This window comes from Rhizobium phaseoli, assembly GCF_010668805.1.
Classification (GTDB): domain Bacteria; phylum Pseudomonadota; class Alphaproteobacteria; order Rhizobiales; family Rhizobiaceae; genus Rhizobium; species Rhizobium phaseoli_A.
Genome location: NZ_WUFT01000024.1, coordinates 20,856 through 46,826, shown reverse-complemented (window position 1 = coordinate 46,826; position 25,971 = coordinate 20,856). Strand labels below are relative to the sequence as shown.

Here is a 25,971-nt window from a genome sequence, read left to right as displayed (position 1 = left end):
GCACCCCTCCGCAGCCCAAGGCCATTCCAAGCCGGATGCACCCAGCGTCCGGCTTTTTCTTTGGGCGTGACTTAAAACCATTCCCCGGACTGAAAAGAAAAGGGCGGCTCGAAGCCGCCCCGTTCATCTGATCATTCCTCGGCAGGCCCAGCCGGATCGCCATCGGCAATCGGCGCTTCGCCGGCAGCATCTTCGTCGGTAACGGCGGCGCCGTCGGCGACCTCGACCGTCTCCTCCGTCTCGTCCTCCTCCGGCTCGCTGATGCGCTCGACCGAGACGACCTTCTCGTCCTTGGCGGTCGAGAAGATGGTGACGCCCTTGGTGGCGCGGCTGGCGATGCGGATGCCGCCGACCGGCACGCGGATCAGCTGGCCGCCATCGGAAACCAGCATGATCTGATCGCCGTCCTCGATGGGGAAGGCCGCGACCAGTTCGCCGATCTCGCCGGTCTTCGACGTGTCGGTGGCGCGGATGCCCTTGCCGCCGCGGCCGGAGATGCGGAAATCGTAGGACGACGAACGCTTGCCGAAGCCCTTTTCGGAGACGGTGAGAACGTACTGCTCGAGCTGCTTCAGCTCTTCGTAACGCTCGTCGGAGAGCTGTCCCTCTTCGGTGACCTCCTCACCGACCAGCGCGATTTCCTCGGCCTCACCCGTCGTCAGACGCCGATCGTTGGCGGCGCGCTTCAGATAGGCGGCGCGCTCCCATGGCTCGGCATTGACATGGCGGACGATGGTCATCGAGATGATGCGGTCGCCGCCGGCAAGGCTGATACCGCGCACGCCGATCGAATTGCGGCCGGCGAAAACGCGGACGTCGTCGACGGAGAAGCGGATGCACTGGCCGAGCGCCGTCGTCAGCAGCACGTCGTCATTCTCGGTACAGGTCTCGACAGAGAGGATTTCGTCGCCCTCCTCCTCGAGTTTCATGGCGATCTTGCCGTTACGGTTGACCTGGACGAAGTCCGACAGCTTGTTGCGGCGAACCGTGCCGCGCGTCGTCGAGAACATCACGTCGAGATTGTCCCAGCTCTCCTCGTCCTCGGGCAATGGCAGGATGGTCGTGATTCGCTCGCCGGGTGCCAACGGCAGCATGTTGATCAGCGCCTTGCCGCGTGAAGTCGGCGTGCCGATCGGCAGGCGCCAGACCTTTTCCTTGTAGACGATGCCGCGCGACGAGAAGAACAGAACCGGCGTATGGGTGTTGACTACGAATAGCCGGCTAACGAAATCCTGGTCGCGGGTAGTCATGCCGGAGCGGCCCTTACCGCCGCGGCGCTGGGCGCGGTAGGTGGTCAGCGGCACGCGCTTGATATAACCAAGATGCGAGACGGTGACGACCATGTCCTCGCGGGCGATCAGATCCTCGTCGTCCATTTCGAGGCCGCCGTCGATGATCTCGGTGCGGCGCGGCGTGCCAAATTCGTTGCGGACAGCGAGGAGTTCGTCCTTGACGATGATCTGGATCCGGACGCGCGAGGAGAGAATATCGAGGTAATCCTTGATTTCCTCGCCGATCTTATTGAGTTCGTCACCAATTTCGTCGCGGCCAAGGGCCGTCAGGCGGGCAAGGCGCAGTTCGAGGATGGCGCGGGCCTGCTCTTCGGAGAGGTTGTAGGTCAGGTCCTCATTGATGCGATGGCGCGGATCGTCGATCAGACGGATCAGGCTTTCGACATCTTCGGCCGGCCAGCGGCGGGTCATCAGTTCTTCGCGGGCCGACTGCGGATCGGGCGCCTGGCGGATAACACGGATGACTTCATCGATATTGGCGACGGCAATGGCGAGACCGACCAACACATGGGCGCGGTCACGCGCCTTGCGCAGCAGGAATTTCGTTCTCCGGCTAACGACTTCTTCGCGGAAAGAGACGAAGGCGCGCAGCATATCGAGCAGGGTCAGCTGTTCCGGCTTGCCGCCGTTCAGCGCCACCATGTTGCAGCCGAAGGAGGTCTGCAGCGGCGTGTAGCGATAAAGCTGGTTGAGAATGACCTCGGCGTTGGCGTCGCGCTTCAATTCGACGACGACGCGATAACCCTGGCGGTCGGATTCGTCGCGCAGATCGGAGATGCCTTCGATGCGCTTGTCGCGCACCAGCTCGGCCATCTTCTCGATCATCGTCGCCTTGTTCACCTGATAGGGAATCTCGGTGATGATGATCTGCTCGCGGTCACCGCGCATCGGCTCGATGGCGGCGACGCCGCGCATGATGACCGAGCCGCGACCAGTCTCATAGGCGGAGCGAATGCCGGCCCGGCCGAGGATCTTCGCACCCGTGGGGAAATCGGGGCCAGGAATGATCTGGATCAGTTCCGGCAGCTCGATGGCCGGATCGTCGATCAGCGCGATGCAGCCGTCGATGACTTCGGAGAGATTGTGCGGCGGGATGTTGGTCGCCATGCCGACGGCGATGCCGCCGGCGCCATTGACGAGCAGATTGGGGAACTTGGCCGGCACCACCACCGGCTCGGAGAGCGTGCCGTCATAGTTGTCGCGGAAATCGACGGTTTCCTTGTCGAGATCGTCGAGCAGCGAATGGGCCGCCTTTTCGAGGCGGCATTCGGTGTAACGTTCGGCCGCCGGCGGATCGCCATCGACCGAGCCGAAATTGCCTTGGCCGTCGATCAGCGGCAAACGCAGCGACCAGGGCTGGGCCATGCGGGCAAGCGCATCATAGATCGCCGAATTGCCGTGCGGATGGAATTTACCCATCACGTCACCGGTGACGCGGGCGCATTTGACGTATTTCTTGTTCCAGTCGATGCCGAGCTCGGACATGCCGTAGAGGATGCGCCGGTGCACGGGCTTTAGGCCGTCGCGCACGTCGGGCAGCGCGCGGCTGACGATGACGCTCATGGCGTAATCGAGATACGACCGCTGCATTTCCTCCATGATGGAGATGGGCTCGATGCCTGGCGGGAGCTTCCCGCCGCCGGGGGGTGTTTGCTCAGTCAAAACAGATCACGATCTCTTCTAGAATCACTTGAAGATTTATAGCGGAAAGCCCGTTGCCGCGCCAATTTCACGCGGCGTTTTGAACAGGCTTTTACGGCTTAAAGAGGGTAAAACATGCAAGTTGCGCGGCCAGACCGGGCAAATCCGCCGCGGCCCGCCGCGGGATATTTGCCAAATCGGAATCGCCGCTTCACAATTATAAAACCACGCACAAAAACCACGCGACTATATGGGGTTCCGGAGAGACGATGGCAAGCGCCGACCAATTGATCAACGCCTTCACGACGCTGCTGGTCACCATCGATCCGCCGGGGCTCGCACCGATCTTCCTGGGGCTGACGATGGGCATGAGCCGCGCCCAGCGCACGCAGGTGGCGCTGCGCGGCTCGGTCATCGCCTTCATCATCCTCGCCGTCTTCGCGCTGTTTGGGGCCGGCGTGCTCGGCGTGCTCGGGATTTCGATCGGCGCCTTCCGCATCGCCGGCGGTCTGCTGCTGTTCTGGATCGCCTTCGAAATGGTCTTCGAGAGGCGCCAGGAACGCAAGGAGAAGGCCACTGAGGCGGCAATCACCAAGGATCATATCGAGAATATCGCCGTCTTCCCGCTGGCCTTGCCGCTGATTGCCGGCCCGGGCGCCATCTCGGCGACGATCCTGCTTGCCGGCACGCTCGCCACCTCCATCGGGAAAGCCCAGCTGATCGGCGTCATTGCCGCCAATCTGCTGCTGACCTTCCTGATGCTGCTCGTCGCCGAACGGCTGGACCGTTTCCTCGGCGTCACCGGCCGGGCAATTCTGACGCGGCTTCTCGGCGTTATCCTCGCAGCCCTTGCCGCACAGTTCGTCGTCGACGGGGCGAAATCGGCGTTCAATCTCATCAGCGCGACGCCGCACTGAAACGGCATCCGCCGCGAGATCAAAAAAAAGAGCATGACGCCGTTAAAGACGTCATGCTCTCGGATGGAACATAAACCAGGAACGGTCGATCAGAACGGGATGTCATCGTCGAGATCGCGCGAGAAGTTGCCGCCACCGCCGCGGCTTGGCGATGATGAGGGAGCCGGGGCGCCGTAGTCGTCGCCATAATCATTGTTGCTGCTGCCGCCGCGGCCGCCGCCAGAACTTGCGCCGCCGCCTTCACCACGGCCGTCGAGCATGGTCAGGGTCGAACCGAAGCCCTGCAGCACCACTTCCGTCGAGTAGCGGTCCTGTCCCTGCTGGTCCTGCCACTTACGGGTCTGCAACTGGCCTTCGATATAGAGCTTGGCGCCCTTCTTCACATATTGCTCGACGACCTTGCAGAGGCCTTCGTTGAAGACGACGACGGTGTGCCACTCGGTCTTTTCACGGCGCTCGCCGGAATTGCGGTCGCGCCAGGTCTCCGAGGTCGCAATACGGAGATTGGCAATCGGCCGGCCATCCTGAGTGCGGCGGATTTCCGGGTCCGCACCGACGTTTCCAATCAGAATTACCTTGTTTACGCTACCAGCCATGCTCTCACCCTACCTGCCGCCCTGCCCGGCGGCGTTTCAATCGATCGGCGCACCTTAAACCATCACGGACCGCCGATGCGCATGGGCGGCATTTAATCCACATGTTTCTCCATCAGGAGACCGCATGCACTCATCAGGAATTTTGTTCTTTATTTGTTCTAGTTTATCCGTATGATCCTGTCAACAGAATCGAAAACCTTCAGTGTTGCGGACATTCAGCCTCGACTCGCCGTTCGGCATCACTAAATAAGGGCTGTTATCCCAAAGGACCAAGCTGAGACGATGAGCGAACTGAAGACGATCTCCATCCGCGGCGCGCGCGAGCACAATCTCAAAGGCATCGATCTCGATCTGCCGCGCAACAAGCTGATCGTCATGACCGGGCTTTCGGGTTCCGGCAAATCCTCGCTTGCCTTCGACACGATCTATGCCGAGGGCCAGCGGCGTTATGTCGAGAGCTTGTCGGCCTATGCCCGGCAGTTCCTCGAAATGATGCAGAAGCCCGATGTCGACCAGATCGACGGGCTGTCGCCGGCAATTTCGATCGAGCAGAAGACCACCTCGCGCAATCCGCGCTCGACAGTCGGCACTGTGACCGAGATCTACGACTATATGCGCCTGCTCTTTGCCCGCGTCGGCGTTCCCTATTCGCCGGCGACCGGCCTGCCGATCGAGAGCCAGACCGTCAGCCAGATGGTCGACCGCGTGCTCGACTTCGGCGACGGCACCCGTCTTTATATTCTTGCGCCGCTCGTGCGTGGGCGCAAGGGCGAATACAAGAAGGAACTGGCGGAACTGATGAAGAAGGGCTTCCAGCGCGTCAAGGTCGACGGCCAGTTCTACGAGATCGCCGAGGCGCCGGTGCTCGACAAGAAATACAAGCACGATATCGACGTGGTGGTCGACCGCATCGTCGTGCGCTCGGATGTCTCGGCCCGCCTGGCCGACAGCCTCGAAACCTGCCTGAAGCTCGCAGACGGGCTGGCGGTTGCCGAATTCGCCGACAAGCCGCTGCCGGCGGAAGAGACCTCGGCCGGCGGTTCGGCCAACAAGTCGCTGAACGAGACGCATGAGCGCGTGCTGTTTTCGGAAAAATTCGCCTGCCCGGTTTCCGGCTTCACCATTCCGGAGATCGAGCCGCGCCTGTTCTCGTTCAACAACCCCTTCGGCGCCTGCCCGACCTGCGACGGCCTCGGCGCCCAGCAGAAGATCGATCCGGATCTGATCGTGCCGGAGCCCGAACGGACACTGCGCGACGGGGCGATCGCCCCATGGGCCAAGTCGACCTCGCCCTATTACAATCAGACGCTTGAGGCGCTCGGCAAACATTACGGCTTCAAGCTCGGCACCCGCTGGAACGATCTATCCGACGAGGCCAAGGACGTCATCCTCAACGGCACCGAAGACAAGATCGAATTCCACTACGCCGACGGCGCCCGCTCCTATACGACGCAGAAAAATTTCGAGGGCATCATCACCAATCTCGAGCGGCGCTGGAAGGAGACCGATTCCGCCTGGGCGCGCGAGGATATCGAACGCTTCATGTCGGCGGCCCCCTGCCCCTCCTGCAACGGCTTTCGCCTGAAGCCGGAAGCGCTGGCGGTGAAGATCGCCACGCTGCATATCGGCGAAGTGACTGGCATGTCGATCCGCGTCGCCCGCGACTGGTTCGAGACGCTGCCGGCCAGCTTCAACGCCAAGCAGAACGAGATCGCGGTGCGCATCCTTAAGGAGATCCGCGACCGGCTGCGCTTCCTTAACGATGTCGGTCTGGAATATCTCAGCCTGTCGCGCAATTCCGGCACGCTGTCGGGGGGCGAAAGCCAGCGCATCCGGCTGGCATCGCAGATCGGCTCGGGACTGACCGGCGTGCTCTACGTGCTCGACGAGCCGTCGATCGGCCTGCATCAGCGCGACAATGCCCGGCTACTCGACACGCTGAAGCACCTGCGCGACATCGGCAACACCGTCATCGTCGTCGAACATGACGAGGATGCGATCATGACGGCCGACGACGTGGTCGATATCGGCCCGGCCGCCGGCATTCACGGCGGCGAGGTCATTGCTCACGGCACGCCGCAGGATATCATGGACAATCCGAAGTCGCTGACCGGCAAATATCTGTCGGGCGAACTTGGCGTTCCCGTTCCCAACGAGCGCCGCAAGCAGAAGAAGGGCCGCGAGATCAAAGTGGTCGGCGCCCGCGGCAACAATCTGAAGAACGTCACGGCGGCCATCCCGCTCGGCGTGTTCACGGCGGTGACCGGCGTTTCCGGCGGCGGCAAATCCACCTTCCTGATCGAGACGCTGTATAAATCGGCGGCAAGGCGGGTCATGGGCGCGCGCGAAAACCCGGCCGATCACGACCGCATCGACGGCTTCGAGCATATCGACAAGGTGATCGACATCGACCAGTCGCCGATCGGCCGCACGCCGCGCTCGAACCCGGCGACCTATACCGGCGCCTTCACGCCGATCCGCGACTGGTTCGCCGGCCTGCCCGAGGCAAAAGCGCGCGGCTACCAGCCGGGCCGCTTCTCCTTCAACGTCAAAGGTGGGCGCTGCGAGGCCTGCCAGGGCGACGGCGTCATCAAGATCGAAATGCACTTCCTGCCCGATGTCTACGTCACCTGCGACGTCTGCCACGGCAAGCGCTACAATCGCGAGACGCTCGACGTTACCTTCAAGCAAAAGTCGATCGCCGACGTGCTCGACATGACGGTGGAGGAAGGCGTCGATTTCTTCGCGGCGGTACCCGCCGTGCGCGACAAGCTGCAGGCGCTGAAGGATGTCGGCCTCGGTTATATCAAGGTCGGACAGCAGGCGAACACGCTTTCCGGCGGCGAGGCGCAGCGCGTCAAACTCGCCAAGGAGCTGTCTAAACGCTCGACGGGGCGCACGCTCTATATTCTCGACGAACCGACGACCGGCCTGCATTTCCACGACGTCGCAAAGCTGCTCGAAATGCTGCACGAACTGGTGAACCAGGGCAATTCCGTGGTGGTGATCGAGCATAATCTCGAAGTCATCAAGACGGCCGACTGGGTGCTCGATTTCGGCCCCGAAGGCGGCGATGGCGGCGGCGAGATCGTGGCTTTCGGCACGCCCGAGGCAATCGTCAAGGAGAAGCGCTCCTATACCGGACACTTCCTCAAGGAATTGCTGGAACGGCGGCCGGCGAAGAAGGCTGTTGCAGCGGAATGACGATGCGGCCGGCGTCGCCCGAGGATCTGAAAAGGATCACCACGCTGACGGCAGCCGCCTATCGGCCCTATACCGAATTGTTCGGTGCTCCGCCGATCCCGGTGACGGAGGATTACGCGCCTCGCATCGAACGCGGCGAAGTCTGGCTCCGCGAGGTCGGCGGCGAAACCGCGGGGCTGATGGTTGTCGAGCGGCATTTGGATCACCTCATGCTGTTCAGCATCGCGGTCTCGCCAGCCTTTCAGGGTGGCGGGCATGGGCTGGCGATGCTCAATTGGCTGGAGGGCAAGGCGCGTGAATGGGCGCAGCCGGAGATCCGGCTCTACACCAATGCCCTGATGGAACGGAACATCGCGCTTTACAGCGCCTTCGGGTTTCAGGAAACGGGTCGCCGGCCGAACCCTTATCGGCCAGGATGGACCCTCGTCGACATGACGAAACAGATCAACGCGGCTTGAGCGGCTGCGAATGGGGAGGACGACATGACGAAATCCGGCACTATCCGCACCGGCATCGGCGGCTGGACCTTCGAGCCCTGGCGCGGGCATTTCTTTCCGGATGACCTGAAACAGAAGGACGAGCTGAATTATGCCAGCCGCCAGTTGAAGGTCATCGAGGTCAACGGCACCTACTACAGCACCCAGAAGCCGGCGGTTTTCGCCAAATGGGCAGCCGACGTGCCCGACGGTTTCATCTTTTCGCTGAAGGCGACCCGGTTCGTCACCAATCGGCGGGTGCTTGCCGAAGCCGGTGAATCGATGGAACGCTTCCTGTCCTCGGGTATCAGCGAACTCGGCGATCATCTTGGGCCGCTGCTCTGGCAGTTCGCGCCGACGAAGAAGTTCGATCCGGACGATTTCGAGGCCTTCCTGAAGCTGCTGCCGGAAAAGCAGGATGGGCTGGCGCTTCGCCACGTGGTCGAGGTGCGGCACGATTCCTTCAAAGTGCCGGAGTTCGTGGCGCTGCTGACGAAATATGGCGTGGCGCCGGTCTGCGCCGAACATTTCGAATATCCGATGATCGCCGATGTCACGGCCGATTTCGTCTATGCCAGGCTGCAAAAGGGATCGGACGATATTCCGACCTGCTATCCCGATACGGACCTGAAGGCCTGGGCAAGCCGACTGGCGAGCTGGGCGGAGGGCAAGGTTCCGGACGATCTGCCGCTGATCGATGCGGATCGCAAGGTGAAGGCCGAGCCGCGCGACGTCTTCGCCTTCATGATCCATGAGGGCAAGGTCAATGCGCCGCATGGGGCGATCGCCCTGCAGCAGGCGCTGGCGAAATAAGCCAGCGCCCCGAGCCTCGGAGCAGCTATGCGCCGACCTGGTTAAAGCGGCGAGACGTGGGTGGCGAGCTCCTCCGCCGTCAAGCCTTTTCCGGCGCGTTGGCCGGCCTCTCCGTGGAGCCAGACACCGGCGGCCGCGGCCTCGAAGGCCGGCAGGCCCTGGGCGAGCAATCCGCCGATGATGCCGGCGAGCACGTCGCCGGAACCGGCGGTGGCAAGCCAGACCGGCGCGTTGGTATTGATCAGCGCGCGGCCATCCGGCGCGGCGATGACGGTATCGGCGCCTTTGTAGACGATCGCGGCGTTGGCGCGGCGGGCGGCGGCTAGGGCCTTGTCCACCTTTCCCAGCGCTTCGTCGCCTGATATATCGGGAAAGAGCCGGGCGAATTCGCCCTCGTGCGGGGTCAGCACCAGGCGCGGCTCACCCCGGAAAAGATCGAATAACTGTTGCGGATCATCCTTGAACGAGGAGATGCCGTCGGCGTCAAGCACCAGCCGGCGTTCGGCGAGCGCCGAGACGAAGCCGCGCGCCCTGGCGCCGATACCGAAACCGGGGCCGAGAACGAAACTCTGCAGCCGCCTGTCGGAAAGCCAGTCTTCGAGGTCGGCCTCGGTGTCGATCGCGTGCAGCATGACGGCGGTGAGATGCGCAGCATTGGCGGCTATCGCCGCGCGCGGGGCTGCGATCGTCACCAGGCCGGCGCCGGCCTTCAGGCCGGAGACCGCCGACATGCGCGCGGCACCCGTCTTATCGGCCTCGCCTGAGAAGACGACCAGATGACCGCGCTTGTATTTGTGGGTTTCCAGTTGCTCGGCCGGCAGCACACCCTTCCAGGCATCCGGCCTGTTCTCGGCGATGACGCCGCTCGCCTCGGCCCTAATGATGCGGGCGGGAATGCCGATATCGAAGACCTCCAACTCGCCGCAAAGCTCCCTGCCCGGCATCAGCAGATGGCCGGGCTTGCGGGTCATGAAGGTGATGGTGTTGCTGGCCCGGAAGGCGGCGCCCAGCACCCGGCCGGTACGGCCATCCAGGCCAGACGGCAGATCGATGGCAAGCACGGGAAGACCGGCCTCAGTGACTTGCTCTATCACTGCGCGAACATCGGCCGGCACCTCACGGCCAAGCCCCGCACCGAACAGGCCGTCGATGACGACGTCGCCGGTTTCAGGGTTATAGAGGTGGAGCTGCTCCCCCTGGATCGCGCATTCGGCTCGCGCGCGGGCAGCATCGCCCTTCAGACTGGCGGGGTCGCCGAGATGGAAGAGCGCCACTGTCGCCCCGCCCTCCTGCAGATGTCTTGCCGCGACATAGGCGTCGCCGCCATTGTTACCGGGCCCGCAGAGCACGACGAAGCGCAAAGCTCCGGGATGAAGGCGCAAGGCAGCCGCCGCGACCGCCGCCCCTGCCCTTTCCATCAAAGCGAAGGAATCGATGCCGGATGCGGCAGCGGCAGCGTCGACCGCGGCCATTTCGGCAGGCGTGAGAAGAAGATCGGAAAGTTTGTGGCTCATCGGCCTATTCAATCAAAAAACGCCTAAAAAACAACCGCCTGAAACACCAAAGAAAAGAACCTATTTTGTGCAATTGCCTATATTTTCACCCCAAAGAGACGTAGTTGCGCGACTCCTTAAACACATGTCTTTTTCGATTTTCGATTGGATTTTGATCGAAGGACCGAGTTTTCCCGCTCGTTTGCCAGCAAATCGACATCAGAATCCCCGCAAAAGCGGTGGTTTCGACAAAATCCGCGTATTTTTTTAAGAAGATGGATTTCAAACTGGCACGATATCTGCATCATATCCGGCGAGCGGGAAAATTCCTGCCATAACGGGAGAAGCGGAGAGACATTTTCTCATGAAAAAGATCGAAGCGATCATTAAGCCTTTCAAGCTGGACGAAGTGAAGGAAGCCCTTCAGGAAGTCGGCCTGCAAGGTATCACGGTCACGGAAGCCAAGGGTTTCGGCCGTCAGAAGGGCCACACAGAACTTTACCGCGGAGCCGAATACGTCGTCGATTTTCTGCCGAAGGTAAAGGTCGAGGTCGTGCTGGCCGACGAGAACGCGGAGGCCGTCATCGACGCGATCCGCAAGGCGGCGCAGACCGGCCGCATCGGCGACGGAAAAATCTTCGTCTCCAACGTCGAAGAGGTTATCCGCATCCGTACCGGCGAGACCGGCATCGACGCCATCTGACCCACTTTGCCTAGCGCGCAAAGTTCGATACGGTCAGCGCAGCCATGTATTGTCATCGCAAATCGGAGGAAGGTATTTAATGGCGACCGCAAGCGAAATTCTGAAGCAGATCAAGGAGAACGACGTGAAGTTCGTCGATCTGCGCTTCACCGACCCGAAGGGCAAGCTGCAGCATGTGACGATGGACGTTGTCTGCGTCGACGAGGACATGTTCGCTGACGGCGTTATGTTCGACGGCTCCTCGATCGGCGGCTGGAAGGCCATCAACGAGTCCGACATGGTGCTGATGCCCGATACCGAGACGGTGCATATGGACCCGTTCTTCGCACAGTCGACCATGGTCATCGTCTGCGATATTCTCGATCCAGTTTCCGGCGAAGCCTATAACCGCGATCCGCGCGGCACTGCCAAGAAGGCCGAAGCCTATCTCAAGGCATCCGGCATCGGCGACACGATCTTCGTCGGCCCGGAAGCCGAATTCTTCGTCTTCGACGACGTCAAGTACAAGGCCGATCCCTACAACACCGGCTTCAAGCTCGATTCGACCGAACTGCCGTCGAACGACGATACCGACTATGAAACCGGCAATCTCGGCCATCGCCCGCGCGTCAAGGGCGGCTATTTCCCGGTTCCGCCGGTCGACAGTGCCCAGGACATGCGTTCGGAAATGCTGACGGTTCTCTCCGAGATGGGCGTCGTCGTCGAAAAGCATCACCATGAAGTCGCCGCCGCCCAGCACGAACTCGGTATCAAGTTCGATACGCTGGTGCGCAACGCCGACAAGATGCAGATCTACAAATACGTCGTGCATCAAGTGGCGAATGCCTATGGCAAGACCGCGACCTTCATGCCGAAGCCGATCTTCGGCGACAACGGCTCGGGCATGCACGTGCACCAGTCGATCTGGAAGGGCGGCAAGCCGACCTTTGCAGGCGATGAATATGCGGGCCTTTCCGAGAGCTGCCTCTACTACATCGGCGGCATCATCAAGCATGCCAAGGCGATCAACGCCTTCACCAATCCGTCGACGAACTCCTACAAGCGTCTCGTCCCGGGCTACGAAGCACCGGTTCTGCTTGCCTATTCGGCCCGCAACCGCTCGGCATCCTGCCGCATTCCGTTCGGCACCAACCCGAAGGCAAAGCGAGTCGAAGTCCGTTTCCCGGATCCGACCGCCAACCCCTATCTCGCCTTTGCCGCCATGCTGATGGCCGGCCTCGACGGCATCAAGAACAAGATCCATCCAGGCAAGGCCATGGACAAGGATCTTTACGACCTGCCGCCGAAGGAATTGAAGAAGATCCCAACCGTCTGCGGCTCGTTGCGCGAAGCACTGGAAAGCCTCGACAAGGACCGCAAGTTCCTGACGGCCGGCGGCGTGTTCGACGACGACCAGATCGACGCCTTCATCGAGCTGAAGATGGCTGAGGTGATGCGTTTCGAAATGACGCCGCATCCGGTAGAATACGACATGTACTATTCGGCCTGATTGGCCTGAACACGGAAAGTCCCGGTCCCCGGGGCTTTCCCCTCCAGGGTCATGGACGCCAGCAGGAGGATATGACGTTCATGTGACGCGCTTGCGCAAAAATCTTGATTTGCGCGGCACCAATCACCAAATTTGGTGATGAAAGGAAGTCGTACCATGAAAGAAAGAGTAGCAAAATTCAGTATCGGCGAAGTGGTTCGGCACAAGGTTTTCCCGTTTCGCGGCGTCATCTTCGACGTTGATCCGGAGTTCGCGAATACGGAGGAATGGTGGAATTCCATTCCGGCCGAGGTGCGCCCAAGCAGGGACCAGCCCTTCTATCACCTGCTCGCCGAAAATGATGAAAGCGAATATGTCGCTTATGTCTCCGAACAGAACCTGATGAACGATGAAAGCGGCACGCCGCTTCGCAACCCGCAGATCTACCAGATTTTCGATCAGGCCCCGTCAGGGCAGTTCAAGCCCAAGATGAGCTTCGCCCACTAAAGTCGGCCTAACCGCAGCACCATTCAAGGCCTCGTTCCCGACGAGGCCTTTTCCTTGCGCACAAAAAACCCGGCCTGAAGCCGGGTTTCTATTCGATATGGCGGCAGAATTACTGCGCCTTGGCTGCCTTCTGGGCGTCTTCGAGCTTCTTGCGGGCTTCCTCGGCCTTCTTCTGCATGCTGTCCTGCAGGCTGCGCTGGCTTTCAGCGAGCTTGGATTCGGAAACCGGTTCGCCATCATTAGCGCCGGTGAAGCCTTCGAGCGAGATCTTGATCGGGTTCGGGGCGCGGCGGAAGTTGATCGAGGTGAAGATCACGTCGCTGCCCTTCTTCAGGCTGGCGATCATCGCATCGGTCAGCGGAACTTCAGCGGTGCACTTGTCCGGCAGGCAGACGGCGTAATCGAGCTTCTGGCCCTTGCCGCCGTCGATTTGCATGATGACGCCCGGGGGGATCAGGCGAGCCGTCGGAACCGAGACCTGCAGGAGCTTGCGGTTGATCTTGCCGGAAACCGAGATCAGGCCAACGGCCGTGACGAGTTGGCCGCCATTGGCGAGGATCAGGTTCTGGACAACACAGATGTCGTTGTCTTCCTGCTTGCTGCAGGTCTTGTACCAGCCGAGCTTCGGCGCGCCGGCGGCCTGTGCCTGGCCTTCGGCAGGAGCTGCCGCTTCCTGAGCGAAGGAGGAGACCGGAGCCGAAGCGGCGCCGAACATCACTGCCAGAACGGACAGCGCTGCCCGCATTTTCTTTTCAGACTTGAACATCATAACGAATTCCGTCTCCTGATATCCGTTCAGGACAGCGACTTGCCGCCCCAACCTCGGGTCGTTCGGCACTCACCTCTTAAAACAATAAGGCAAATGCATGACCCCGAAACTTCGGGTTCACCTGTTACATCGCAGCGTTCAAGATATCCAGCATTTCTTTGGCAATTTGAGGAGCATTTCGTCGCGCTGCCAAAGAAATCGGCGCTCCGTGTTGGAATCACTCGACCCCATGATAATCTCCGCGGTGAATCATGCCCATTTTCGTGGTCTCAAGGATTACCGAATGCTCCGGATCGTCGTCCCCCTCGTCCTGTCGCTGCTGTGCGGCGCTGTCGCCGCCGAGCCGCTGCACGGCATCGCGATGCACGGCGAGCCGGCTTTACCGGCTGATTACAAACACTTCCCTTACGTCAATCCTGATGTGAAGAAGGGCGGCAAGATCACCTATGGCGTCGTCGGCACCTTCGACAGCCTCAACCCGTTCATCCTGAAGAGCATGCGCACGACGGCGCGCGGCATGTGGGATCCGGAATATGGCAATCTCGTCTACGAATCGCTGATGCAGCGCTCCAGGGACGAGCCCTTCACGCTCTACGGCCTGCTGGCCGAGACGGTCGAATGGGACGACGACAGAAGCTTCATTCAGTTCAACCTCAATCCGAAGGCGAAATGGGCCGATGGCCAGCCGGTGACGCCTGAGGACGTGATGTTCACGTTCGAACTGATGCGCGACAAGGGCCGTGTGCCCTTCGCCAGCCGGCTCAACGTCGTCGCCAAGATGGAGAAGGTCGGCGAACATAGCGTACGCTTCACCTTCAACGAGAAGGCCGACCGAGAGACGCCTTTGATCTTCGGCCTTTTCCCGGTTCTGCCGAAACATGCGATCGATCCGGAAACCTTCGACCGTTCGTCGCTGACGCCGCCTGTGGGATCCGGTCCCTACAAGGTGAAGACGGTGAAGCCCGGCGAGAGCATCACCTATGAGCGCGACCCGAATTACTGGGGCAAAGACATTCCCGCCAAGGTCGGCACCGACAATTACGATCAGATCACCGTCCAGTATTTCCTGCAGGATACGACGCTGTTCGAGGCTTTCAAGAAGGGTGATGTCGACGTCTATCCCGACGGCAATCCCGGCCATTGGGCCAATGCCTATAATTTCCCCGCCGTCACCTCGGGCTCTGTCGTCAAGGACGTTTTCACGCCGAAACTGCCAAGCGGCATGCTCGGCTTCGTGTTCAACACGCGCCGGCCGATCTTTGCCGATCTCAAGGTGCGCGAAGGCCTGTCACTGGTGTTCGATTTCGAATGGGCAAACAAGAACCTCTATTCCGGCGCCTACAAACGCACCCAGAGCTTCTGGCAGAATTCCGAGCTGTCGAGCTTCGGCGTACCCGCCAATGCCGCCGAGCTTGCCCTGCTCGGGCCGATCAAGAGCAAAATTGCGCCGGACATTCTCGACGGCACCTACAAGCTGCCGGTCACCGATGGCTCCGGCCGCGACCGCAATGTGCTGAAACAGGCTGTCGGACTATTGAAAGAGGGCGGCTATGCGATCCAAGGCGGCAAGATGGTCGATGCCTCCGGCCGCCAGCTCGCCTTTGAAATCATGACGCAAAACGCCGACCAGGAGAAGCTCGCCGTTGCCTATCAGCGTTCGTTGCAGACGATCGGCATCGCCGCTTCGATCCGCACCGTCGACGATTCGCAGTATCAGAGCCGGACGAACAGCTTCGACTACGACATGATCATGAAGTCCTACACCTCGTCGCTGTCGCCTGGAAACGAACAGCTCGGCCGCTGGTCCTCAGCCGCCAAGACCCGCGAAGGCACCGATAGTTTCGCCGGTGTCTCCGATCCCGATATCGACACGCTGATCGACCATCTGCTCAGGGCGCGCTCCGCCGAGGATTTCACCGCGGCGGTGCGCTCCTACGACCGGCTGCTGCTTTCCGGCCATTACGTGTTGCCGCTCTACCATATAGACCAGCAATGGCTGGCGCGCAGCAAGCGCATCGGCCATCCCGACAGCGTGCCGCTCAATGGCTATCAGCTGCCGGTATGGTGGGATACGAGCGTGCAGTAAGAAAGCCGAATCGGGCCGGCTGAAATTCTCCGTTCTGAGACGCATAGAATAAGGAAGATTATCATGGAGCGTATCACCATCGACGTCGTCTCGGATGTCGTCTGCCCCTGGTGCTATCTCGGCAAGGCGCGGCTGGAGCTTGCCATTGCCGAGGTGCAGGACCAAATCGGCGTCGATATCAACTGGCGTCCGTACCGGCTCAATCCTGACTATCCCAAGGAGGGTGTCGACCACAAGAAGGCGCTGGCGGAGAAGCTCGGCGGCGAGGAACGCGTGGCGCAGGCCCACAAGATGCTCACCGATTTGGGCCGCGAGGTCGGCATCGCCTTCGATTTCGAAGCGATCAAGATCGGCCCGAACACGCTCGACGCACATCGGCTGATCCACTGGTCGCTGATCGAAGGCCGCGAGAAGCAGGACAAGGTGGTTGCCGCCCTGTTCACGGCGAATTTCGAGGAAGGCCGCAATGTCGGCGACCACGCGGTGCTGCTCGATATCGCCGAGAAGGCCGGCCTCGACCGCTCGGTCACCGCCTCGCTGCTCGCCTCCGATGCCGATCGCGATCTGATCGTTGCCGAGATCAAGGCGGCGCAGGAAATGGGCGTCAACGGCGTGCCGTTCTTCATCTTCGACCAGCAATATGCCGTCAGCGGCGCCCAGACACCCGATGTGCTGGCGAATGCGCTACGCGATATCGCCAAGGCCAAGGCCGAGGCGCGATCGGGGCTCAATTAACAAGCCCGGCGACGGGCTTAGCTCACCCCAGCACAGGAATGCAGTGCACCTCGGTCTTCACCGAATTGGCGATGAAGCATTCCTCGTGGGCGCGGTGATGCAGGGATTCGAGCTCACTCAGGGAAGGCTGCTTGTCGCCGGAGAAAATCACATGCGGGCGGAGCGTCACGACGGTCATGGCAAGGCGGCCTTCGGCATTCCTTTCCATGATGCCCTCGGCGGCATCGGTGTAGCTGTCGACGCAGAAGCGCTGTTTGGCGGCAATCGACAGGAACCAGAGCATGTGGCAGCTGGAGAGCGAGGCAACGAAAGCCTCCTCCGGATCGACGGCGTCTTCGGCGGAATAGGGCAGCGGAACGACGTGGGCAGACGAGGATGCGCGCAGCTCGATGCCGCCATCGAAAGTCCAGCGATGGGCACGGCTGTAGCGATTGTCGGTGAAGATCTCGCCGTTGCGCGCCCAGGCGATCGTCGCGCCGTATGTCGCCATCTCAATCTCCCTTCATTTATTTCGCCATCTCGGCCAGCTGCGTCATGATCACGGCAGCGCCCTGCAGGCGTTTTTCCGGGGTCGGCAGGTCGCGGGTCAGGAACAGGCTATGGTCGGGGCGGATCTTCGCCATCACGCCCTGCTTGCCGATATAGCCGACGAGATTTGCCGGGTTGGGGAATTCCTTGTTGCGAAACTGCACGACGACGCCCTTGGGACCGGCATCGAGCTTTTCGACATTGGCGGTGCGGCAGAGCGACTTGATGTAGACGATCTTAAGGAGATGCTGGACCTCGAGCGGCATCGGCCCGAAGCGGTCGATCATCTCGGCGCCGAAGCCGTCGATCTCCTTGAGCTCGGTGATTTCGCCAAGACGGCGGTAAAGCGCCATGCGCAGATGCAGGTCGGGCACGTAGCCCTCCGGGATCATCACCGTCGTGCCGACGGAGATTTGCGGCGACCAGCCGGTGTCGTGGATCTCGTCGATACCCTTGACCTCGGCGACCGCCTCTTCCAGCATCTGCTGATAAAGTTCGAAACCGACCTCCTTGATATGGCCGGACTGCTCCTCGCCGAGCAAGTTGCCGGCGCCGCGAATATCGAGATCGTGGCTTGCCAGCTGGAAGCCGGCGCCGAGCGTATCCAGCGATTGCAGCACCTTCAGCCGCCGCTCGGCGGTTGCGGTCAGCACCTTGTTGACAGGCAGGGTGAAGAGCGCGAAGGCGCGCACCTTCGAGCGGCCGACGCGGCCGCGCAGCTGATAGAGCTGGGCAAGGCCGAACATATCGGCGCGGTGGACGATCAGCGTGTTGGCTGTCGGCACGTCCAGGCCGGATTCGACGATGGTTGTGGACAACAGCACGTCGTAACGACCTTCGTAAAAGGCGTTCATGATGTCTTCGAGTTCGCCGGCCGGCATCTGGCCGTGGGCGACGGCGACCTTCAGCTCCGGCAAATCCGACTGCAGGAAGGCATGCACGTCTTCGAGGTCGGCAAGCCTCGGGCAGACATAGAAGCTCTGGCCGCCGCGGTAATGCTCGCGCATCAGCGTCTCGCGGATGATCAGGCTGTCGAAGGGTGAAATGAAGGTGCGCACCGCCATGCGATCGACCGGCGGCGTGGTGATCAGCGATAGTTCGCGCACGCCGGTCATCGCAAGCTGCAGCGTACGCGGGATCGGCGTTGCCGACAGCGTCAGCACATGCACGTCGCTCTTCAGCTCCTTCAGCCGCTCCTTGTGCTTGACGCCGAAATGCTGCTCCTCATCGATGACGAGCAGGCCGAGATTAGCGAATTTGATGCCGGCGCCAAGCAGCGCATGGGTGCCGACGACGATATCGGTCTTGCCTTCGGCAACTTCCTTCTTGGTCAGCGCCAGCTCCTTGGCCCCAACCAGGCGCGACGCCTGCTGGATGCGCACCGGCAGGCCGCGGAACCGCTCGGAAAAGGTCTTGAAATGCTGGCGGGAGAGCAACGTCGTCGGCACGACGATGGCGACCTGGGCGCCGTTCATCGCCGCGACGAAAGCGGCACGCAGCGCCACTTCGGTCTTGCCGAAGCCGACGTCGCCGCAGACGAGACGGTCCATCGGCCGGCCGGCGCCGAGATCGGAGCGCACGGCCTCGATGGCGGCATCCTGATCCTCTGTCTCGTCATAGGGGAAGCGGGCGGCAAATTCGTCGTAAAGACCTTCCGGCGTCGTCAGCATCGGCGCATGGCGCGTCAGCCGCTCGGCGGCGATGCGGATCAGCGCGTCGGCCATGTCGAGCAGACGCTTCTTCAGCTTGGCCTTGCGCATCTGCCAGGCGCCGCCGCCGAGCTTGTCGAGCTGAGCCTCGGTGCCCTCGCCGCCATAACGCGAGAGAAGGTCGATATTTTCGACCGGCAGGAAGAGCTTGGCCTCGTCGGCATATTGCAGTTCGAGGCAGGCATGCGGTGCGCCTGCGGCCTCGATGGTCCTCAGCCCGATGAAGCGGCCGATGCCGTGTTCGGCGTGGACGACGATCGAGCCTTCGTCGAGGCCCGCGACTTCGGCGATGAAATCGGCGGCGCGCTTGCGGCGCTTGGAGCGGCGCACCATGCGGTCGCCGAGGATATCCTGCTCGCCGATCACGATAAGGTCGCCGGCCTCGAAGCCGGCTTCGAGACTGAGCACGGCGGCGGCCGCCTCGCCTCTCGCCAGCGAGCCAAGATCCTTCAGCGCCTCGACCGGCTTGACCTTTTCCAGGCCGTGCTCGTTCAGCACCTGCAGCAGGCGCTCCAGCGAGCCTTCGGTCCAGGCGGTGACGAGCACTTTCGCGCCGGCAGCACGGCGGTCGGCGATATGTTTGACAACGACATCGAAGATATTGATGCGTTCGGCATCGCCGCCGCCTTCGGCATTCGAGCGAGCCCAGCGCTGGCCCTGGCGGGCGTCGATATTGACGACGCGGCGCGCCTCGCCCTCATGTTCGTTGAAGGGGCTGATGCGGATAGCCCCGAGCGCGTCGAGGGTTTTGGCGAAAAGCTTGCTGTCGAGATAAAGCTGGCCCGGCGTCACCGGATTGTAAGGCGTGCCCTGCGCCATCTGCCCTTTGGCCGGCTGACCGGAATTCAGGCGGGCGTCGTAATAATCGAAAACCAGCTTGGAGCGCTCTTCGGCCGCTTCGCGCACGGTATGGTCGGTGGCGATACGGAAGCCGCTGAGATAATCGAAGACGGTATCGAGCTTCTCGTAGAACAGCGGCAGCCAGTGCTCCATCCCTGGATAACGCCGGCCTTCGGAGACGGCGAGATAGAGCGCGTCGTCGCGGGTGGTGGCGCCGAAAGCCGAGAGGTAATTCTTGCGGAAGCGGCTGATCGTATCCGGGGTCAACGTCACCTCGCTCATCGGGTTGAGATCGAGGGAGCGCACCTGCCCTGTCGTGCGCTGGCTTCCCGGATCGAAGCTGCGGATCGATTCCAGCGTATCGCCGAAGAAATCCAGGCGGACCGGCTCTTCCGAACCGGGCACGAAGACGTCGAGAATGCCGCCGCGCACCGCATATTCGCCGACCTCGCGCACGGTCGCGACACGCTCGAAGCCGTTGCGCTCCAGGCGGCCGGCAAGATCGTCCATGCGCAGCTGGTTGCCGGGACGGGCCGAGAAGCTCAGGCTTTCGATCACATCCTGCGGCGCCACCTTCTGCAGCATGGCATTGGCAGTGACGAGAACGATCGCCGCATGCGGTTTTTTCCGGTGGGCGATCAGGCCGCCGAGTGCTGCAAGCCGGCGGGCCGAGGTATCGGCACTCGGCGAGACGCGGTCATAAGGCAGGCAGTCCCAGGCCGGCAGGGTGAGAACCGGAATATCGGGGGCGACAAAGCCCAGCATCTGCTCGAGATCGGCCATGCGGTGGCCGTCGGACAGGACATAGGCGACCGGCTCTCCGGCGCGGGCGAGCTCGGCGAGCAGCAGCGGTTCCAGACCTGACGGCACATTGCCGATCGTCAGCGGCTCGGCAATGGCCGCAAGCTTCTTCGCATCGAAACCAGGGATCATTCCGGCGTCCTGAGGGGCTTGTCAAAATCGGGTGTGTAGGCGGCAAGGCGGGTAAACATCGGCGTCTGGAAACGCTCAGGCACAGGCCATGTTCCCATGATCCAGCGAACAAGATCATTGTCCTCTTCTGCCATGATCGTCTCGAACTCGTCGAGCTCGATTTCCGACAGCGTCGCGATCTCGGCTTCGGCGAACTGGCCGAAGACCAGGTCCATCTCGCGGATGCCGCGATGCCAGCAGCGGAAAAGGATCCGGCGGCGGCGCGGGTCGAGACCGGCACTGGTGAGCGTGACACCTGTCATGGCATTACCTTCCTGTTGATGCGCCTCTATAGACCCTGGAAAGCGGCTTGTCAGCCTTGCCAAGGCCGCATTGTTCATCGCATTTTGGCCGCATGCGCCCCGCCATTCTCGATCCTCTGTTTTCCCCAATTTCAGGCCTTCCGGGCGTCGGCCCGAAGATCGCCGACCTGCTGGTCAAGCTGCTGGGGCGCGAGACGCCGGAGGATTGCAGGGTCATCGATCTGATCTTCCACGCACCGTTTTCGCTGATCGACCGGCGCAACCAGCCGGGGATCGCCCGCGCGCCGCAGGGCGCGATCGTGACGATCACCGCGCGCGTCGACCGGCACCAGGCGCCGCCGCGCGGCAAAAGCAATAATCCTTACCGCGTCTTCCTGCATGACGAGACCGGCGAGCTGACGCTGGTTTTCTTCCGCGGCCAGGCCGCCTGGCTGGAAAAGCAACTGCCGATCGATACGGAGGTGACGGTCAGCGGCAAGGTCGACTGGTTCAACGGCCGCGCCTCGATGGTGCATCCCGACTATATCGTCAGGGCAGACGAGGCAGAGAACCTGCCGCTCGTCGAGCCGATCTATCCGCTGACGGCGGGGCTTTCGCCGAAGACGCTGCGCAAGATCATCGACGCCGCCCTGCCGCGGTTTCCCGAATTGCCGGAATGGATCGATCTCGCTTTGACGCAGAGAGAAGGCCTGCCGTCGATCCGCGGCAGCTTCCATATGCTGCACGAGCCGCGCGATCCCGTCGATATCGACCCGCAGGCCCCTGCCCGGCGGCGGCTTGCCTATGACGAGTTCCTCGCCGGCCAGCTTTCGCTCAGCCTGGTGCGCCAGAGGCTGCGCAAAGTGGCGGGCCAGCCGGTGCTTGCGACGGGGGACATCAGCGGCAAGATTCTGAAATCCCTGCCCTTCTCGCTCACATCAAGCCAGAACGAGGCGATTGCCGAGGTCTTGAAGGACATGGCCAGAGCCGAGCGCATGCTGCGGCTGCTGCAGGGCGATGTCGGCTCCGGCAAGACGCTGGTGGCGCTGATGGCGATGGCGGCGGTGATCGAAAGCGGCGGCCAGGCCGTGCTGATGGCGCCGACCGAAATCCTGGCGCGGCAGCACCATGCGACGATCTCGAAGTTCGCCGCCTCCGCCGGGCTCGGCATCGAGGTGCTGACCGGGCGCACCAAGGGGCGCGAACGCGAGGAAATCCTCGAGCGCATCGCCTCGGGCGCCGCACAAATCATCATCGGCACGCATGCGCTGTTCCAGGACAGCGTCACTTATGCCAAGCTGATGCTGGCTGTCGTCGACGAGCAGCACCGTTTCGGCGTGCATCAGCGCTTGAGGCTGACGGCCAAGGGCATCTCGCCGCATATGCTGGTGATGACGGCGACGCCGATCCCGCGCACGCTGGTGCTTGCCGCCTTCGGCGATATGGACGTGTCCAAGCTCACCGAGAAGCCGGCCGGCCGCAAGCCGATCCAGACGATCACCGTGCCGATGGAACGAACAGGCGAAATCGTCGGGCGTCTGCAGAGCGCGATAGCCGAGGGCAAGAAAGCCTACTGGATCTGCCCGCTGGTCGAAGAGTCCGAAGAACTCGACCTGATGTCGGCCGAGGAGCGGAACGCGACGCTGGTCGCCGCGCTCGGTTCCAATGTCGGCCCGGGTATCGGCCTCATCCATGGCCGGATGAGCGGACCGGAGAAGGACGCGGCGATGCTGGCGTTCAAGAACGGCGAAACCCGACTGCTCGTCGCGACCACTGTCGTCGAGGTCGGAGTCGATGTGCCGGATGCGACGATCATGGTGATCGAACATGCCGAACGCTTCGGCCTGGCGCAATTGCATCAGCTGCGCGGCCGCGTCGGGCGCGGCGACGAGGCCTCAACCTGCATCCTGCTCTATAAGGGGCCGCTCGGCGAGACCGGCCATGCCAGGCTTTCGATCATGCGCGAGACCGAGGACGGCTTTCGCATCGCCGAGGAAGACCTGAAACTGCGTGGCGAAGGTGAGCTGCTCGGCACCCGCCAGTCCGGCACGCCGGGCTTCCGTATCGCCAGCCTCGAGGCGCATGCCGACCTCCTGGAAATCGCCCGCAAGGATGCGGCCTATCTCATCGAGCGGGATCCGGAGCTGACCGGCGAGAGGGGCACGGCGATCCGCACGCTACTCTATCTCTTCCGCCGCGACGAGGCGATCCGGTTTCTGAGAGCGGGATAAAGCGCGCCGCGACGCGCTTTAAATCTTTGTTACGTACATGTCGTTATCCCAAAACCGCTGACACTTTCGGGCGACATGCATCAATCCGCCTTTGAAACTGCCACCGGCTTCGGCCGCGGCAAATGTTTCTGCTTTGGCTCGGACGGCTTGTGTCCGGGGGCGACGAGACCGCCGGAAATTAGGAACTTGGCGGCGTCTTCCGGGCTCATGTCGAGCAGGACGATCTTTTCGCGCGGCACGAAGACGAGGAAACCGGCCGTCGGCACCGGGGTCGGCGGCAGGAAGACGGCGACCATATCCTGGCCCATTGCGTTGAACTTCGATGCGATCTCGCCCTTGGCGTCGGTGGCGATGAAGACCAGCGCCCAGAGGCCGGGACTGGGATATTCGATGAGGCCGACCTTTTTGAAGGAGTTCGCCTGTTCCTTCAGCACCGTTTCGAAAATCTGCTTCACGCTTCTGTAGATCGTGCGGACCAGCGGCATGCGCTGGACGATCGATTCGCCGAAACGGACGATGCTCTGGCCGATCAGGTTCTTGCCGAGAAAGCCGACGACGGTGATCAACACGATGGCAGTCAGGAGGCCGAAACCGGGAATGGCGAAATTGAGATAGCTTTCCGGATTCCAGCGCGCCGGAATATAGGGCCTGACCCAGCTGTCCGACCAGTGGATGAAGGTCCAGGTCAGCCAGATGGTAATGGCGATCGGCGCGCAGATGATCAGGCCTGCGAGAAAATTATTCCTCAACCGGGTCGCCACCGGCATTCTGGGGGTGTTGTCGGTCATCTCTCCTGATGAACTCCATATCAGTCCTGGACAGGCCGGTACGCCGGCCGTTCCCCCTTGTCCGCCGACCAAAATTGCCAGAATTCGGGGCCTGGCACAATATGTTTCGACGCCAAGATCGGCTCGTCGCGGGCTTATTCCACGGTTACGGATTTCGCCAGGTTGCGCGGCTGGTCGACATCGGTGCCCATGAAGACGGCGGTGTGATAGGCGAGCAACTGGATCGGCAGCGAGAAGATCATCGGCGCGATGATTTCGTCGACCACAGGCAGGGTGATCGTCGCCATGGTCGGCAGTTTCGAGGCGCTCGCCCCCGCCTCATCGGTGATGAAGATGATGCGGCCGCCGCGGGCTGCGACCTCCTGCATGTTCGAGACGGTCTTTTCAAAGAAGCGGTCGTAGGGGGCGATGACGATCACCGGCATGTTCTCGTCGATCAGCGCGATCGGCCCGTGCTTCAACTCGCCGGCGGCATACCCTTCGGCATGGATATAGGAGATTTCCTTGAGCTTCAGCGCGCCTTCCATGGCAAGCGGGAAGCTGGTGCCGCGGCCGAGATAAAGCACATCCTTGCATTTCGACAATTCGCGCGACAGGCTTTCCATCTGCGGCTGGATGAGGTTCAGCACCCGGCTCATGATGCGCGGCATTTCGGCGAGATGGCGCACCAGCGCCCTCTCCTCCTCGGCGCTCACCGTGCCGCGCGCCTTGCCGGCGCCGATCGCCAGCGATGCCAGCACGGCAAGCTGGCAGGTAAAGGCCTTGGTCGAGGCGACGCCGATCTCGGGGCCGGCCATGATTGGGAAGACGGCATCGGATTCGCGGGCGATCGTCGATTCGCGGACGTTGACGACGGCGCCGATCTTCAGGCCGTTGTCGCGGCAATAACGCAGCGATGCCAGCGTGTCGGCGGTTTCGCCTGATTGTGAGATGAAGAGTGCTGCCTGCGACGGCGACAGCGGCATTTCGCGGTAGCGGAATTCGGAAGCGACGTCGATCTCGACCGGCAGGCGGGCATAACGCTCGAACCAATATTTGCCGACGAGACCGGCGAGATAGGCGGTGCCGCAGGCCGAGATCGCCAGACCGGTCACCGCCTTGAAGTCGATTGCGGCAGCATTGGCGCCGATCGTGTTCTCCGCGAAATCGACATAATGGCTGAGCGCGTGGGAGATTACCTCCGGCTGCTCGTAGATTTCCTTTTCCATGAAATGGCGGTGGTTGCCCTTGTCGACGACATAGGCGGTCGCCTGCGAGATCTGCCGGGCGCGCTTGACCGGCTTGCCGGTAAAATCGATGACGGCCACACCGTCGCGAGTGAGGACGGCACAATCGCCGTCGACGAGATAGGTGATCTCATTGGTGAAGGGCGACAGCGCAATCGCATCCGAACCGAGGAACATCTCGCCACGGCCGTAGCCAACGGCAAGCGGCGGGCCCGAACGGGCGGCCATGATCGTGCCGGGATCGGCCTTGAGCATGACAGCCAACGCATAGGCGCCGGTCAGCCGGTTCAGCATCCGCAGCATGGCGGCGCGCGGCTCCAGGCCCTCGCGCAGGTATTTCGCCATCAGCTGAGCGACGACCTCGGTGTCGGTCTGGGTTTCGAAGACCGAACCCTCGGCGGTCAGCTCATCGCGCAGCTCGGAGAAATTCTCGATGATACCGTTATGGACGACGGCCACACCTTCGACGAAATGCGGATGGGCATTGGTTTCGTTCGGAACACCGTGGGTCGCCCAGCGCGTATGGGCGATGCCGACCACACCCGGCAGCGGCTCGGCGTCGAGGCGCTTTTCCAGATTGAACAGCTTGCCTTCGGCGCGGCGGCGATCCATCACGCCCTCATGGATGGTGGCAACGCCGGCGGAATCATAACCGCGATATTCGAGACGCTTCAGCGCATCGACCAAGCGCCCGGCAACAGGCTGAGTTCCGACGATCCCAACAATTCCGCACAT

19 protein-coding genes are annotated in these 25,971 nt (G+C 61.9%); 10 read left to right on the top strand and 9 right to left on the bottom strand.

The features are described from left to right. Nucleotides 1-131: 131 nt before the first annotated feature. Nucleotides 132-2,954, bottom strand: coding sequence for a DNA gyrase subunit A (gene gyrA / locus GR197_RS27585; RefSeq protein WP_164015397.1), 2,823 nt, complete (start codon nt 2,952-2,954; stop codon nt 132-134). 248 nt (nt 2,955-3,202) lie between these two features. Between gyrA and GR197_RS27580 the strand changes: the two genes are divergently transcribed. Further along, complete coding sequence (locus GR197_RS27580; RefSeq protein ID WP_164015395.1) at nt 3,203-3,850, top strand: MarC family protein; 648 nt, start codon at nt 3,203-3,205, stop codon at nt 3,848-3,850. Nucleotides 3,851-3,939: 89 nt separating this feature from the next. Here the strand turns inward: GR197_RS27580 and GR197_RS27575 are convergent, their stop codons facing one another. After that, complete coding sequence (locus GR197_RS27575; protein WP_164015393.1) at nt 3,940-4,446, bottom strand: single-stranded DNA-binding protein; 507 nt, start codon at nt 4,444-4,446, stop codon at nt 3,940-3,942. 282 nt (nt 4,447-4,728) lie between these two features. Between GR197_RS27575 and uvrA the strand changes: the two genes are divergently transcribed. From uvrA to GR197_RS27560, 3 genes are read left to right on the top strand one after another with little or no spacing between them, the layout of a single operon-like run. Further along, nucleotides 4,729-7,650: an excinuclease ABC subunit UvrA gene (gene uvrA / locus GR197_RS27570; RefSeq protein ID WP_164015391.1), complete on the top strand. Its 2,922-nt coding sequence runs from the start codon at nt 4,729-4,731 to the stop codon at nt 7,648-7,650. Next, nucleotides 7,647-8,108 (top strand): GNAT family N-acetyltransferase, encoded by a 462-nt coding sequence (locus GR197_RS27565; RefSeq protein WP_164015389.1) that lies wholly within the window; start codon nt 7,647-7,649, stop codon nt 8,106-8,108. The genes uvrA and GR197_RS27565 overlap by 4 nt, the downstream gene beginning before the upstream one ends. A gap of 24 nt (nt 8,109-8,132) precedes the next feature. Further along, a complete protein-coding gene (locus tag GR197_RS27560) occupies nt 8,133-8,939 on the top strand; it encodes a DUF72 domain-containing protein (RefSeq protein ID WP_164015387.1) in 807 nt (268 codons plus the stop codon). Nucleotides 8,940-8,980: 41 nt separating this feature from the next. Here the strand turns inward: GR197_RS27560 and GR197_RS27555 are convergent, their stop codons facing one another. Then, nucleotides 8,981-10,453, bottom strand: a complete 1,473-nt coding sequence (locus tag GR197_RS27555) for an NAD(P)H-hydrate dehydratase (protein WP_164015385.1) — start codon at nt 10,451-10,453, stop codon at nt 8,981-8,983. 343 nt (nt 10,454-10,796) lie between these two features. On the opposite strand from GR197_RS27555, the gene GR197_RS27550 reads away from it, so the two are divergent. The 3 genes from GR197_RS27550 (at nt 10,797) to hspQ (ending at nt 13,110) form a co-directional block, all read left to right on the top strand. Beyond that, on the top strand, nt 10,797-11,135 hold the full coding sequence (locus GR197_RS27550; RefSeq protein ID WP_003539626.1) for a P-II family nitrogen regulator: 339 nt from the start codon (nt 10,797-10,799) through the stop codon (nt 11,133-11,135). A 79-nt stretch (nt 11,136-11,214) separates the two neighbouring features. Continuing rightward, nucleotides 11,215-12,624, top strand: coding sequence for a type I glutamate--ammonia ligase (glnA, locus tag GR197_RS27545; RefSeq protein WP_003559365.1), 1,410 nt, complete (start codon nt 11,215-11,217; stop codon nt 12,622-12,624). 156 nt (nt 12,625-12,780) lie between these two features. After that, nucleotides 12,781-13,110, top strand: a complete 330-nt coding sequence (gene hspQ, locus GR197_RS27540) for a heat shock protein HspQ (protein WP_003539613.1) — start codon at nt 12,781-12,783, stop codon at nt 13,108-13,110. Between the two features lie 109 nt (nt 13,111-13,219). Here hspQ and GR197_RS27535 read toward each other — a convergent pair whose 3' ends face one another. Beyond that, a complete protein-coding gene (locus tag GR197_RS27535) occupies nt 13,220-13,879 on the bottom strand; it encodes an invasion associated locus B family protein (protein ID WP_164015383.1) in 660 nt (219 codons plus the stop codon). Between the two features lie 283 nt (nt 13,880-14,162). Here GR197_RS27535 and GR197_RS27530 point away from each other — a divergent pair, with 283 nt between their 5' ends. Beyond that, nucleotides 14,163-15,965, top strand: a complete 1,803-nt coding sequence (locus GR197_RS27530) for an extracellular solute-binding protein (protein WP_164015381.1) — start codon at nt 14,163-14,165, stop codon at nt 15,963-15,965. 63 nt (nt 15,966-16,028) lie between these two features. Further along, entirely contained in the window at nt 16,029-16,700 is a 672-nt protein-coding gene (locus tag GR197_RS27525) for a DsbA family oxidoreductase (RefSeq protein WP_164015378.1), read from the top strand. Between the two features lie 22 nt (nt 16,701-16,722). On the opposite strand, the gene GR197_RS27520 is transcribed toward GR197_RS27525, so the two are convergent. Genes GR197_RS27520 through GR197_RS27510 form a run of 3 tightly spaced genes read right to left on the bottom strand, consistent with a single transcriptional unit; the run spans nt 16,723 to nt 21,012 of the window. After that, complete coding sequence (locus GR197_RS27520) at nt 16,723-17,190, bottom strand: OsmC family protein (RefSeq protein WP_164015376.1); 468 nt, start codon at nt 17,188-17,190, stop codon at nt 16,723-16,725. Between the two features lie 16 nt (nt 17,191-17,206). Further along, on the bottom strand, nt 17,207-20,710 hold the full coding sequence (gene mfd / locus GR197_RS27515) for a transcription-repair coupling factor (RefSeq protein ID WP_164015374.1): 3,504 nt from the start codon (nt 20,708-20,710) through the stop codon (nt 17,207-17,209). Next, nucleotides 20,707-21,012: a succinate dehydrogenase assembly factor 2 gene (locus GR197_RS27510; RefSeq protein ID WP_164015372.1), complete on the bottom strand. Its 306-nt coding sequence runs from the start codon at nt 21,010-21,012 to the stop codon at nt 20,707-20,709. Before GR197_RS27510 ends, mfd begins: the two co-directional genes overlap by 4 nt. Before the next feature lie 92 nt (nt 21,013-21,104). On the opposite strand from GR197_RS27510, the gene recG reads away from it, so the two are divergent. After that, entirely contained in the window at nt 21,105-23,222 is a 2,118-nt protein-coding gene (gene recG, locus GR197_RS27505) for an ATP-dependent DNA helicase RecG (RefSeq protein WP_164015370.1), read from the top strand. Between the two features lie 80 nt (nt 23,223-23,302). On the opposite strand, the gene GR197_RS27500 is transcribed toward recG, so the two are convergent. Next, complete coding sequence (locus tag GR197_RS27500; RefSeq protein ID WP_164015368.1) at nt 23,303-24,010, bottom strand: DUF502 domain-containing protein; 708 nt, start codon at nt 24,008-24,010, stop codon at nt 23,303-23,305. Nucleotides 24,011-24,144: 134 nt separating this feature from the next. Further along, on the bottom strand, nt 24,145-25,971 hold the full coding sequence (gene glmS / locus GR197_RS27495; protein WP_164015366.1) for a glutamine--fructose-6-phosphate transaminase (isomerizing): 1,827 nt from the start codon (nt 25,969-25,971) through the stop codon (nt 24,145-24,147).